This window comes from Bartonella sp. AC535YNZD (assembly GCF_042196625.1).
GTDB lineage: Bacteria > Pseudomonadota > Alphaproteobacteria > Rhizobiales > Rhizobiaceae > Bartonella.
Genome location: NZ_JBHIQP010000021.1, coordinates 1 through 12,425, shown reverse-complemented (window position 1 = coordinate 12,425; position 12,425 = coordinate 1). Strand labels below are relative to the sequence as shown.

Sequence of the window (12,425 nt, the reverse complement as noted above, 5' to 3'; positions counted from 1 at the left end):
ATTTGGATTGCCTTTAAGAGATTATATCGTAATTTAAAATGATAGCTTTATCCTTTTCAAAAGCTTTGTTTAAAGAGAGTTATATATATTCATTTTGCTTATAGGTTTTGAAGGTGTAAAAACCGTCAACCCCCCCTCAAAACGTATATTATTAGTTGAATTTAGAGGTTGTGTTATCAATATGAGTTGTTTTTTTAAGATCTGTAAAATCTTAACGCATTGAAAAATAACGTTTTTGCTTTTTATCGTTTTTTTATCTAAAAGAGGCAACCGTCAAAACTCAAAACCCCGTCAAAACTCAAAACCATAATGGTCTTGATCGCATTCTTTATAAGTTACAAGCTATCTTTTGAAAGGCTTTAAAGGGTCATACGCTTTTCATAAGACATGTTTTAATGACTCACTAAAAAATATAATTTTGTCTTTTAAAAAGAACTAACCAAAATGACAAAAGCCTATTAAAAAGGATTTTGCTAATCTCTATAATTATCAGTTTTTATTGAGATGTTTTCATAAGTGTTTTCATAACAGTCTATAAATTACAATTATCCTATATCCTATTTATCGTTTCTCTTATAAAAATGATGCCATGGCTATATAAAGCATATAGCAATTATAAAGAATGCGTAAAAACAGTAGCTTTGTTTAAATAAAGCAAAGATGCAAATGAATGCATTGGTTATAAAGACCATCTCTATAAAAAGCTGTTAAGTTGCAAATGTGTTATAAACAAAATTCACAAAAAATTTTAAATTCATTTAGTGAAAAAATTGATGGGTTATAAAGATAAAAATACGCATTATAAGAGCGTTTTTAAATATTATAAATGTATAGATTCAAAAAACAACGCAATCGTTTTATAAAGACTATAATATAGATTTGAAAGCGTATAAATATAAAAGAAGCAATTAATAAGCATAAGATATTTATCAATACACAACGTATTTAAAAAATACAAAAAAATATCAAAAAAGATAAAATATTATTTGACAATAAATACGTATTTTGTTATATAAATAATCAAGTGATCAAAACACTAAACTACAAGCGAATAGGTTACGATAAACCTAATCCTGTTATAAAAACTGACTATCTTTTATGCTTTTGTTAGCATATATGATGATTTTGTCGGGTGTAGCTATGCCATACAATACCCTTCGCGAGGGAAAAGCATAACAACGGACTTGTAGCCGTGTTTTGAGCGCCCGATGCTCTTATAAGGGTGTCAATTTCAAAACGAGTATTTCTACAAGGTTTTAATTATGACAAATATATCAAAAAACACCCCCCTTCTCTCTAACATTTCAAATGAAACTACATCTGTTAATAAACAAGAGCCTGCAAAAAAATATGAATTTACAGGTGAAACAATAGAGGTTGGCTTTAAAACACTTCATAGAATTCGCGCTTTAAGAGATTTTGGAGACGTCAAAAAAGGTGAGTTAGGCGGGTTTATACAAGGTGAAAGTAATTTATCCCATGATGGCAATTGCTGGGTGGGCGGTAAAGCCAAGGTTTATAGCAATGCAAGGGTTTACGATAATGCCGTTGTAAGTGGGTATGCCCATGTGAATAATATTGCTTGTATTTATGAAAATGCAAGGGTTTATGGCAAGGCGGTTGTGGCTGGCAATATTTATGGCAATGCTCATGTTTATGGCTTTGCACGTATTTATCCTGATGCTCATATTTTTGGTAATGCTCATGTTCATTATTACGCTTGTGTTTTTAATGATACAAAAATTTATGATAATGCGAAAATTTCCGGATATGTTTGTATTTTTGCAAATGTAAAGATTTTTCGCAATGCGGTCATTAAAGGTGACACTTGGGTTCGCAATAATATTGAAGTCTGTAGTAAAGAAATTGTCTATAATGACCAGTCTATAAAAGACGCTGCGTAAATAATGCGCGGGCGCGGCGGGGGCGCCCCTCTTTTAAACATTTCATTTAAAAATTTGTTTGAATATTAGATTAGGGAGTTACCTATGAACGCTATAACTGTGTCTAAAAAATACGAATTTACTAATGAAACACATTGCGTGGCTGGTCATACTTTACACCGTATTAAAGCCATTAGAGATTTTGCTGATGTAAAGGCGGGCGACCTCGGCGGCTTTATTGAAAAGGAAAGTAACTTATCACATGATGGTAATTGCTGGGTAGCTAATGAGGCTTGTGTTTATAATAATGCTCTTGTTTCTGATAATGCTACTGTTTTTAATTATGCTAGTGTTTTCGATAATGCAACGGTTTGTGATAATGCAAAGGTTTTTGATTTTGCTAGTGTTTATGACAATGCAAAAATACATGATAATGCCTTGGTTTTTGGATATGCTTTTTTACAAACATGCTCATGTTTTTAATAACGCCGCTGTATGTGATAAGGCTGTTATAAGAGACAATGCAAAAGTCTATGGGAAGGCTTTTATTAATTGGTATACACGTATTGAAGACAATGAAACGATTAATCTTGCATCTCAAATTTCTGATGACGCTTGTGTCTCTTTACCTATAACAAAAAAATACGAATTTACGAATGAAACGCGTTGTGTGGCTGGTCATACTTTACACCGCATTAAAGCCATTAGAGATTTTGCTGATGTAAAGACTGGTGATTTAGGTGGTTTTATCGAAAATGAAAGCAATCTCTCTCATGATGGCAATTGCTGGGTCTATGATAATGCTACCGTTTTTTGGGAAGCTGTCGTTTCTGACAATGCAAAAATACATGATAATGCTTGTATTAATAGAAATGCTAAAGTTTATGGCAATGCCGTTGTTAATGATGATGCATGGGTTTTCGGTGCAAATGCTCATGTGTATGGCAATGCAAAAATACGACATTTTTCTCAAGTTTGTGGTCAAGTCTATGGGAATTATGAAATCTATGGCAAGGCTTTCATCTCTCAATACGCAAAATTTATGACCATGCTTGTGTCTATGGCAATGCTCATGTTTATGGCAATGTTTATGGGTATGCTCATGTGAGTGGTGCTGCCCGCGTTCTTGCTGATGCTCATATTTATGATTATGCTCATGTTTCTTATGATGCTACGGTTTTTAGTTATGCACGCGTCTATGGTCGTGCCATTGTTGCTGGCTCTGCCCGTATTCATAGCTATGCCAAGGTTTATAATTATGCCTTTATTAATGGTCGTGCAAAAATACATGGCAAGGTCTATGGCGGTGCTTTGGTGGGCGGTTGTGCTGAAATTTATGGCTCTGTTTTTGGCAATGCCAAGGTTTTATTCTATACTAAGGTCTGGGGTCGCGCTTATGGCAATGCGAAATTAACCAAGAAAAGCAAAGTAAAGGAAGTTCCTATAAATTATGAAGTTTATGAAAGCGATAACCTTGTCAAGATTGTTGATGAAACAGAATAAAAATAGACATGGGGGTGCCTTCTTGATGGCTATAAACGCATTATAGAAGAATGCAAAAAAAGCCGTGTCAAGTGATATGACGCGGCTTTCAAATAACGATTATAATGATAGAAAAATAATCATCCACAATGGAGCAATGAATGCATATATACAAAACGTATCATATTGCAAGCGCTCTATTAGAGATATGAAAACTTATCAAAAGGAATGTAAATAATGCGTATGATCTTTAATCACTCATTTGAATGAGAAAGCCTATAAACGCTTTTCATTTCTCTCAAACATATTAATCATAACTCCTCCTTTGTGAGGGGGGCATTTGAAATAAAGCACATGATCAAAATGCTTCTTTTAAAATGTTTCAATATACTAAGCTCAAAATCGAGCTGAGTGAATTCAAATAACGCATTCTATAAAATCAAAACGCTTGTTAGCTTTAACAAAACTCGTTTTTTACATTTACAAGTATTGGTTTTCAAAACAATCTCTCATAAGACAAATAAATAACCGCTTTTATCAAACGAAAGGCTTTAAAAACTGTTATAAATATCAGTTTCAAACGTTTAAACGTTCATTTAGAAAGGCTTTCATAATAAGCATATTTTTAACAAAACTTCTTTGCAAATTAATCGCTCTATATTTGGCTAGCAAAATTAAGTAAAATCTCATACCTTATGATGTTACAACAGTTTCGTACTTTTAAACTATAACTTTTAAAACGTTTTTAGTGCCAAATCTAAAGTAGATAGTAATTCTACTGCCATGGCATTATTTGCCTCCACTTTTTTGTGGAAGCGAATAGTTCCGTTCTTAAAGACTAGCCTGCAATCTATTCATTAAAAGGCTTTTCATTTCATAAGATATAAAATACCTCTTTATCGTTTTCTAAATTTTTAGAAAGCGTTTTAAAAGCGATCTTATCCTTAATCCTTTTATGCAATCTTTAAAATATTCGGTGTTATGATGATGCTGTTATGACAGCTCTCTATTTTGCGCTCGCCAATTTTGGCGAATGTTAATTTGCTCTTTTATGTGATTAACAATCCAATCTTTAAAACAAGATGTGATCTTTAAACGTATGTTATCGATATTTTCAAACGACTAAATTTAAAACAATGTGATTTGTGCTGTGATAAAAACGTATCATAAAATTTATGAACTGTTATGAATGATATCGGCTTTTCATTTCATATGAACGTTTACATGCGTTATAATATTTACATTATGATTTGCTTTTTATGGTCTATTCATACATGGCAATCTTATATAAAAAATAGTCAAATGAATCACGTATAAAAGTGTGGATTCTTAAGTGGATTCATATAAAATAACTTCACACAACCTATTGACTTTATTGTGTTTTTTGATATGATATCGAATATCAACTTTCTCAGGTATCTCATGATACTGACCACCGTCAAATTCTTTATATTCTCTTGTGCCATCATCATATTCGTAAAGATTGTAAAAATACTCTGCCACCCCTAATCCCCATGGTGCATATCCAACCGCTGTTGCAACGAACTTTTTTTCCCCCTTCTGTTTACGTTTTTTTAAAAACATTTGGTTTAATATCCCCTATCTAAATCCATAACTTTACCAATGGGTTTATTTGCCTCAAAATGGACCGTACAGAAGCGTTTTTAATTTCAATGTGGTTTTTATCGCAAAATCTTTAAATCGCTCTGTACGGTGCCTTTCTGTCAATTTAAACGCATATCTATTCTCAAAATCATCAGCAAACTTCACTACTTTGCTGTTTTTTTCGGATCCATAAGTGTCTTTAAGCGTAGATCGCTGTTGCAAGTTGATTGAAGCTTTCTGAAAGGTTATTTGCGAAATTGTTTGACGGTGGTTTATAACATGCGCTTTCATATAGTTTTTTCACTTCTGATTTTTTGTGTTTCTTAATTACCAATCCATATTCTGGATGCGTAATCCAATTATCCCAAGCGCTTTGCCAATCGCGTTCATTTGCATTTCGACATGGATTGTTTTTTGAAAAGCGTACAAATTTTTCAAATTCTGATAAGGCTTCATCATGCGTTAATCCTTGTTCAATTGCGTATTGAAAATCGGGTTTGAAATCTTCTAGTATTCTTTTAACTTCTTGTTTTTCCCTTGTTTTCTTGGTTTCTTCAAAAAAGTTTGCTTTCTCTGGAAAATAAGCAGGCATTATCTTATCAACGATTTCTGAAAGTTGTTTACCAACCTTTTTAACTTTTCGTGAAGGCAATTTCTCAATCATCGCTTCGTCAATTTGCCATCGGTTGTTAGCATTGTTTGAAGTGTTGGTATTTTGCTCGTGAATGATTGGTTGTTTGGTTTCTATCGTTTTGATTTGTCCTGATTGAACATCATCACACTCGATTGCCTTTTCAACAAAATCGTTTGTTTCTAAATTTTCAAAATCAATTTCTCTTTTTGATAAAATAATATTTTTATTTTTTTTGTTATTGTTAATGTTATTGTTAATGTTATTGTACCCTCTTGAAGAATCTTGAAGACTTCTTAAAGAATCTTGAAGCTCTCTTGAAGATTCTTCTTGGTTTTTTATGTTTTCTAGTATTGGCGGCTTTTGCTGCTCTTTCTGCAAACTTATTTAAAGTTTCGTCTGAATTTTTTAATTCTTCTTCAACATCTGAACACCACAAATGACCATCTTCTGAAAGAATAATGTGTCCAGATCTAAATAAGTAATCTAATGCCTTCTGAAATCTTTTTACTGAGCAACACGTAAAATGAGATAATATTTGCGCATCATTTACAAGAGGCTCTCTAGTACGCAACATTTGCAATCGCAATCGCATATAAACATTGCCTTCAATTGCGGGTAAACAAGCAAGATCAAGTAGCCACTTGTCTGCAAAAAGCCTCGTCCATGGTAATTTACTGGACATGTATTGCCTCCTCTCTTTTCTTACTCCACCTTGCTAAAGCGGCTTTTGAAGCTCTTTCTGAATATTTTCTTTGAACACTTTGATCAAAAGCTAATGACTTATGCCATAAGCGCCTATTCTCTAAACGCGTAATAAGACCCATCATTATTAAAGTTTCTAACGCCTTTTTAAACGTTTGCACTGAACACCCACACCAACCCGATAAACAAGACGCATAATTGATAAGAGGCGCTTTTCTATTATTCATTAGCAACACAAGTGTTGTATAAACAGCCTTCTCTGTCGCTTTTAAACTTGTAAGCTCTTTTAAAAACTGATCTGTACTAAAATTTGCACACGCTACTTTATGACTGGACATCACTCTAAGATCTCCTTCTCTTTAACCAAATATAAAATTGCTAAAGCATCTGCTTCATTATCATCACATGGCTTGTATCCTTTAAGACACATTGCCTCTATCATCTCTTCTTTCGACGCATTCCCCTTCCCCGTCATCGCTTTCTTAATCATACTTACTGGTATCCCCTCATACGGTATCTGATGCTGTTCACACCACGCCGTTAACGTTGCTAACAAACCGCCGTAAACATGCGCTGCATCTGTACCTTTATGACGCCTCACCTCTTCAAAATACACCACGTCAATTTGACCTGCTGTCTGCTTTATTTCTGATAGCCATTGCTTAAAACGCAAGTAACGCATTCCACCGCCTTCAAAACGGCGCGATTGAAAATTCACGGTACCACTGAACATGTCACCACTTGCACCACGTATCGCCCACCCAGTCCGCGTACCTAGATCAAAACAAAGAATCGTGTTAATCACCGCGCCGCTCCATACAAAATGTGTTTTATAGAGGTGTTTTTTTCTGAAAATGAAGGAAAGAGGGGAGTATCGAATATGGAAACAATACTTAAATGGATAAGTGCATTAGACACTACTGTCATTGCTATTCTTAATGGAATTTTCCTTTTTTGGTTTAGAAAACAAGATGCAAAAAAAATAGATACAAAATTACAAAAACTCCAAAACCAAAATGAAATAGCAGAAAAACATTTCTCCGTTTTGTTGGCTGACAAAAAAATGCGAGAATTAGGGTCCAAACTGCAAGTATATAATGTATATAAAGGAGTAAATGAGCTAGGTCCCAAATATCCTAATGATATAGAACTTAACATGGAATTAGTCCTATATAATTCTACAAAACAAATAGTTAAAATAAATAGCATTAAGATAGCAGAAAATAGCCCATTTAAATTTATTGAAGCATACCATCCTAACAATCTCCTTCACATTCAAAATCCTAAGAGAAAAGAAAATGCATTTAAAATAATCATACAAAATTCGAAACATATTGATTTAATAAACCCCATATTACGGCCAGAGCCGAAAGGCTTTTTTGATCTGTTTAGTATGAATGGTGACAGTGCATTTTCAATTATTTTAACACTGAATCCTGAACAACCACAAATCAGAAAACCTATAACCATTATAGTTGAACACACTGCTCCTAATAATCCAGAAGAAACGCTTCAAGCTACTTTTTGCCTTGGATTTTTTCGCTGGACAGAAAAACAGGACAGCGATTTTTGGAATAAATTAAAAGACTAGAATTATTTTACAATTACATCCATATTTCCAAAGCTCATCACTTTAAACCCCTTTTTATTTATTTCTAAACTTATTAAGGATAGAAATCATCAAAAAGAAGGTAATTTTTGAATTATCCGTTCTTGCTCTTTTATTATTTTATCTTTTTCCATTATCTCATCTCTCAATTTTTTTGTCTTTTTATAAAAGTAATAAACGTGATAGAATGCCACTACGTTACAAATTATTAATGTGACATATTTAGCTAAGTACTTAAGCTCTTCTGGACACATCTCTATCTCCTCACTTACCTTTCTTCTTATTTTTATGAGATTTTTCTTTTACTGCTTCATCACGCTGATTAAGCTCTTGTGTTAGTCTCTCAATTTCCGTATCACGTGATTGAACATCTGCTTTTAGTGCACGTATCTCTTCACTTTTCCGTGTAAAGTCTTCTCGATACGCATCTATCTTTTGTTTTAGTGCATCAATTTCCGTATCACATGATTGAACATCTGCTTCAAGTGTCATTACAACTTCACTTACATTTCTGAACGCCTTTTCATGCTCTTCAGTCTTTTGTTTCAGTTGTTTAATTGCCTTGTCACGTTCTTCAAGATCCGCATCACATTCATCAATTGTCTGCTTGCTTTCCATTAAATACCTAAACTCATTCTCTCTCATTTTTTTCTTAATATCTTGAACCTGCTCTTTAAGTGCTTTAACTTGGTCGCGATAATGCAATGCAATACGAAACATCACTCCGCTTAAGAGCAAAACTGAAACCACTGCTATCCATAAAATTTCATTCGAACTCATTTTGATCTCCTTAATGCTGCAATCTATCGCCCGTCTGATCAACAACGCGGCTCTTGCAAATTTTCGACATTGGGGGGTGTTGCTCTTGCATTAATCTCTGCAAGCGCTCGGGATAAAAAAAATCTTCGGGGCGCAAATCTATCCCATGATCTCGCGCATAATTTAAAAGCATAATTTGGTATTTAGCTGGTATAATGCCGCCTTTACCCTCTAGTTTTTTTAAAGGATAAGTCCATTTATAAACAGCAGATACATGGATTGAGAAATCAACGACACACGTTTTGCACCACCTAAATACTTTATAATCGTAACTGCTGAATTTTTGATATTCATATTATTTCTCTATTTATCAAATGTGTATTTATTCTATTTTAGAAAAAATATCAATATTTTTTCTAAAATAGAAATGTTGATATTTTTTTTAACAAAAGGAATACTGGTAAGTATGGATATTCAGAAAGAAATAAAAATTTGGGCAAATGAAAAGCTTAAAACAATGGGTCATGGGTCCCGAACTGAACTAGCTAAACATATGGGACTTCATACATCTGTTGTATCTAAGATGCTTTCTGTTGATGATGATAAAGAAAATAGAAGCATATCTGCTGATGAACTCGTCAGATTAACTTCATTTTTTAAAGCGCTCCCCCCTCATTTTATACCCGATAATTGTGATGATTATTTTTTTAAATTATATTCTTCCGCAAAGCCAGAACATAGAAAAGCTGTCATTTCTTTTCTACGATCTTTGCAAGAAGAAGATGAAAAATAATTACCCGTTTTTGCTCATTTGTTAATGACGAAAAATATTTTAAAAGCTTCTTTATACTGTTTCATAAAGAATTTTCTCCACATTGAAATGTAAATTAGGTTACTTTTTTGTGTAGACTATTTGTCTATCGCTAAAAAAAATTTTTCTATTTTAGAAAATTTGTATTGACTTATTCTAAAATCGAAAATATGTTCACTCCATATCTTAGAAAATAACTTTTTCCAATAGGCTGTATGGAGGCATTTGTGAAAAAACCAGTGTTTATAAATTCTGATGAAACTCTCTTAGTCATCTGCGAAAATGAAGAACAAAATCTCGCTAAATCTGGTCCTTTCTTAGAAGAAAAGGACATTATCAATTTTATCGACCAAACCGATAATGCTGTCCAAATTTTGCGCGTAGAACCAACGACTAATCGTTGCGAAGATATCTCTGAAGATATTGCTGAGTTTTATCTCAAACTACGTGAACAAAAGTGTTTTGATGGCAAAATACCTCACGATTTTATTCTACACAGCACAGCATACGGTTTTTTTTTAGATGATATAAAACAGCGCGAATATGATGATGCAATGTATGGTTCTTACGAAAAACAACACCGTTTGCGTCCTTGTGATGTGCTTTAAAAGCTAAAGGCGTTTTTAAAAGACGCCACCTTTTCAAAAAGTTCACCACACAATGCAATGCCATTCTTTTGCAAGAACGACAAAGGCAGAATCTAACTTAAAGGAGTAAAACCATGGAAAAAAAATACGAAATGACTGATGAAACAATTGAGTTTGATGGATACCTTACGCTTTACCGCATACGTGCATTAAAAGATTTTGATGATGTTAAAGTAGGCGACCTTGGCGGCTTTGTAGAGTATGAAGACAATTTAAGTCAAAAAGACGATTGCTGGATTTATAATGATGCCAAGGCGTATTGTTTTGCTAAGATTTACGATAGTGCTAAGGTTTATGATAAAGCACAAATTGGTGATTGTGCCGAGATTTTTGGCAATGCAAAAATTTATAATAACGTCAAAATATATGATGGACATATTTTTGGACACACACAAATTTATGGAAATGTGATTATTGATGCCGATTCAAGAATTTATGGCAATGTAAAAATTTATGATAATTCAGAAGATTGTAAACAAACTATGACCGCCCAGAACGGCGACTCTTCAACAAAAGACGACATTCCTTTCTAACAACCAACCAGCCTTTTAACACCAGCGTGATTCACGCCACGGGGGAATTGCGCGCAAATCAAGGAAACAATAATGACAAATTCTACTTTTTTAAAAGAAATGGCAGGAAAATATGGATTTTCTGCTGAAGAATTTCGAACCACAATCATAAAAACTTGTATTGGAGATAAAAATGCTAATGCCATCTCTGATGCAGAATTTGCCGTTTTTCTTTTTGTTGCCAATACTTATGGACTTAACCCTTTAACAAAAGAAATCTATGCTCTCCCTAAAAAAGGCGGCGGCATCATACCCGTTGTTTCTATTGACGGTTGGATAAAAATCATCAAATCAAATCCTGACTTTGATGGCATGACCTTTCAAGATCAACTCGATAAAGACGGGAATCTCATTGCTATCAAATGTGCTATTCGTCTCAAAGGCATTAAAGACCCTATCGAAGTCACCGAATATCTCAAAGAATGCGAACAAGGCCACAGTGACCCTTGGAAAAAATACCCCGCACGTATGTTGCGCCATAAAGCTACTATACAGTGTGCTCGCTATGCTTTCGGGCTTTCCGGTATTTATGAAGAAGATGAAGCAAAACGTATCAATGAAACAAACCATAACGTACAAACGAAGTTAGTTTCTTATGATGTGCTTACGCAAATCAAACAATTAATAAACATCACTCAAACAGAAGAAGAAAAAGTGCTTGATTATGCACAAGTCGACAGGCTTGAAGATCTTCCTGATGAAGTAGCACAAAGGATTTTGGATGTTTTGCAAAAGAGACAGCATGAAAAAGAACAATCTTTCCGACAACAAAAGCAAATAGAGGCGCCTATACAAGATGCCGAATATATTCACGTCCAAGATATCGAATATGGACCACAAGAACAAAGAACGGCGGTGTGAGATGGAACAAAGAACAGCAGAATGGTTCCAAGCACGCTTGGGTAAAGTCACCGCATCAAACATTTACAACATACTCAATAAAACTACAAAAGGATTGCCTACGAGCAAATATGAAGACTACAAAATCAAACTCATAACAGAGCGCTTAACAAGAGAAACAAGCCCCTATTATGAAACTGAAGATATGAGATGGGGTATCGAACATGAAGAAGATGCCTTGAGAGAATATGGCTTCATTCATGATGCCGATATAACAAAATGCGGCTTTATCCAACACCCCACAATAGAAATGGCGGGGGCTAGTCCTGATGGTCTCATTGGAGAAGACGGTTTAATCGAAGTCAAATGCCCGAGATCAGTAACACATATGCGCTTTTGTATAGGTGACGAAATCAAACCAGAATATCACGCACAAATGCAATTCCAAATGGCTTGTACAGGACGAAAATGGTGTGATTTCGTAAGTTATGATCCACGTTTTACGGGAGAATTCTTTCACTTGCGCATGAAAGTCAAGCGTGTTCTCCGTGATGATCAACAAATTGAACAGATCAATCAAGCTGTCCAAGCCTTTTTAGCAGAGATAGAACGAGAGATAAAACAACTCTCTACAAAAGCTGCTTAACCTTATGGGGGTGTTGTCTAACGCATATCTACAATCACCTCCGCCCTTTTACATAAGGAAATTAAACGTGTGTAACATCAAACATATTATCATACAGCCTGCTAAAGATGAGGAATTTTGTTTTTTTACCATTGGCTATGAAGGTAGGTCCCTTGAGAATTATCTTAGTTGTCTCATAGAAAACAATATCAAAACTTTATGTGATGTTCGTAAAAATCCAATAAGTAGAAAACAC

The 12,425-nt window shown here is 34.2% G+C and carries 12 protein-coding genes and 3 pseudogenes; 9 read left to right on the top strand and 6 right to left on the bottom strand.

The features are described 5' to 3' along the window. Positions 1-1,262 precede the first annotated feature (1,262 nt). The 3 genes and pseudogenes from ACFIM8_RS08490 to ACFIM8_RS08480 all read left to right on the top strand — a co-directional run bounded on the left by ACFIM8_RS08490 (position 1,263) and on the right by ACFIM8_RS08480 (position 3,386). Positions 1,263-1,904 (top strand): hypothetical protein, encoded by a 642-nt coding sequence (locus ACFIM8_RS08490; protein ID WP_375614781.1) that lies wholly within the window; start codon positions 1,263-1,265, stop codon positions 1,902-1,904. An 84-nt stretch (positions 1,905-1,988) separates the two neighbouring features. After that, positions 1,989-2,366 (top strand): hypothetical protein, encoded by a 378-nt coding sequence (locus ACFIM8_RS08485; RefSeq protein ID WP_375607562.1) that lies wholly within the window; start codon positions 1,989-1,991, stop codon positions 2,364-2,366. A gap of 148 nt (positions 2,367-2,514) precedes the next feature. Then, positions 2,515-3,386 (top strand): annotated as a pseudogene (locus ACFIM8_RS08480) (hypothetical protein). A 1,380-nt stretch (positions 3,387-4,766) separates the two neighbouring features. Here the strand turns inward: ACFIM8_RS08480 and ACFIM8_RS08475 are convergent. From ACFIM8_RS08475 to ACFIM8_RS08460, 4 genes and pseudogenes are all read right to left on the bottom strand, one after another. Further along, positions 4,767-4,949 (bottom strand): annotated as a pseudogene (locus ACFIM8_RS08475) (hypothetical protein); the annotation flags it as partial. A 220-nt stretch (positions 4,950-5,169) separates the two neighbouring features. Then, positions 5,170-5,982 carry a hypothetical protein gene (locus tag ACFIM8_RS08470; RefSeq protein WP_375614780.1) on the bottom strand — a complete coding sequence of 271 codons (813 nt, stop codon included), beginning with the start codon at positions 5,980-5,982 and terminating at the stop codon, positions 5,170-5,172. Between the two features lie 293 nt (positions 5,983-6,275). Continuing rightward, complete coding sequence (locus ACFIM8_RS08465) at positions 6,276-6,644, bottom strand: hypothetical protein (protein WP_375614779.1); 369 nt, start codon at positions 6,642-6,644, stop codon at positions 6,276-6,278. Continuing rightward, a complete protein-coding gene (locus tag ACFIM8_RS08460) occupies positions 6,644-7,111 on the bottom strand; it encodes a crossover junction endodeoxyribonuclease RuvC (RefSeq protein WP_375614778.1) in 468 nt (155 codons plus the stop codon). Before ACFIM8_RS08460 ends, ACFIM8_RS08465 begins: the two co-directional genes overlap by 1 nt. A 75-nt stretch (positions 7,112-7,186) precedes the next feature. On the opposite strand from ACFIM8_RS08460, the gene ACFIM8_RS08455 reads away from it, so the two are divergent. Continuing rightward, positions 7,187-7,897, top strand: coding sequence for a hypothetical protein (locus ACFIM8_RS08455; protein WP_375607564.1), 711 nt, complete (start codon positions 7,187-7,189; stop codon positions 7,895-7,897). Positions 7,898-8,179: 282 nt separating this feature from the next. Here the strand turns inward: ACFIM8_RS08455 and ACFIM8_RS08450 are convergent, their stop codons facing one another. Both ACFIM8_RS08450 and ACFIM8_RS08445 read right to left on the bottom strand, forming a co-directional pair. Beyond that, entirely contained in the window at positions 8,180-8,695 is a 516-nt protein-coding gene (locus ACFIM8_RS08450; RefSeq protein ID WP_375607566.1) for a hypothetical protein, read from the bottom strand. Positions 8,696-8,705: 10 nt separating this feature from the next. Then, positions 8,706-9,028: pseudogene (locus tag ACFIM8_RS08445) on the bottom strand (hypothetical protein). A gap of 112 nt (positions 9,029-9,140) precedes the next feature. On the opposite strand from ACFIM8_RS08445, the gene ACFIM8_RS08440 reads away from it, so the two are divergent. The 5 genes from ACFIM8_RS08440 (at position 9,141) to ACFIM8_RS08420 (ending at position 12,190) form a co-directional block, all read left to right on the top strand. Next, positions 9,141-9,467 (top strand): hypothetical protein, encoded by a 327-nt coding sequence (locus ACFIM8_RS08440; RefSeq protein ID WP_375607567.1) that lies wholly within the window; start codon positions 9,141-9,143, stop codon positions 9,465-9,467. A 245-nt stretch (positions 9,468-9,712) separates the two neighbouring features. Next, on the top strand, positions 9,713-10,093 hold the full coding sequence (locus ACFIM8_RS08435) for a hypothetical protein (protein WP_375614777.1): 381 nt from the start codon (positions 9,713-9,715) through the stop codon (positions 10,091-10,093). A 113-nt stretch (positions 10,094-10,206) separates the two neighbouring features. After that, positions 10,207-10,665 carry a hypothetical protein gene (locus ACFIM8_RS08430; RefSeq protein WP_375614776.1) on the top strand — a complete coding sequence of 153 codons (459 nt, stop codon included), beginning with the start codon at positions 10,207-10,209 and terminating at the stop codon, positions 10,663-10,665. 72 nt (positions 10,666-10,737) lie between these two features. Further along, positions 10,738-11,565 (top strand): recombinase RecT, encoded by an 828-nt coding sequence (locus ACFIM8_RS08425; RefSeq protein WP_375614775.1) that lies wholly within the window; start codon positions 10,738-10,740, stop codon positions 11,563-11,565. 1 nt (position 11,566) lies between these two features. Further along, positions 11,567-12,190, top strand: a complete 624-nt coding sequence (locus ACFIM8_RS08420) for a lambda exonuclease family protein (protein WP_375614774.1) — start codon at positions 11,567-11,569, stop codon at positions 12,188-12,190. Positions 12,191-12,425 lie beyond the last annotated feature (235 nt).

What these genes read in the sequence shown, in the direction of transcription:
- ACFIM8_RS08465 (WP_375614779.1), bottom strand. Translation starts at nt 6,644, where the DNA reads ATGTCCAGTCATAAAGTAGCGTGTGCAAATTTTAGTACAGATCAGTTT.
- ACFIM8_RS08430 (WP_375614776.1), top strand. Translation starts at nt 10,207, where the DNA reads ATGGAAAAAAAATACGAAATGACTGATGAAACAATTGAGTTTGATGGA.
- ACFIM8_RS08450 (WP_375607566.1), bottom strand. Translation starts at nt 8,695, where the DNA reads ATGAGTTCGAATGAAATTTTATGGATAGCAGTGGTTTCAGTTTTGCTC.
- ACFIM8_RS08485 (WP_375607562.1), top strand. Translation starts at nt 1,989, where the DNA reads ATGAACGCTATAACTGTGTCTAAAAAATACGAATTTACTAATGAAACA.
- ACFIM8_RS08440 (WP_375607567.1), top strand. Translation starts at nt 9,141, where the DNA reads ATGGATATTCAGAAAGAAATAAAAATTTGGGCAAATGAAAAGCTTAAA.
- ACFIM8_RS08420 (WP_375614774.1), top strand. Translation starts at nt 11,567, where the DNA reads ATGGAACAAAGAACAGCAGAATGGTTCCAAGCACGCTTGGGTAAAGTC.
- ACFIM8_RS08425 (WP_375614775.1), top strand. Translation starts at nt 10,738, where the DNA reads ATGACAAATTCTACTTTTTTAAAAGAAATGGCAGGAAAATATGGATTT.
- ACFIM8_RS08490 (WP_375614781.1), top strand. Translation starts at nt 1,263, where the DNA reads ATGACAAATATATCAAAAAACACCCCCCTTCTCTCTAACATTTCAAAT.
- ACFIM8_RS08455 (WP_375607564.1), top strand. Translation starts at nt 7,187, where the DNA reads ATGGAAACAATACTTAAATGGATAAGTGCATTAGACACTACTGTCATT.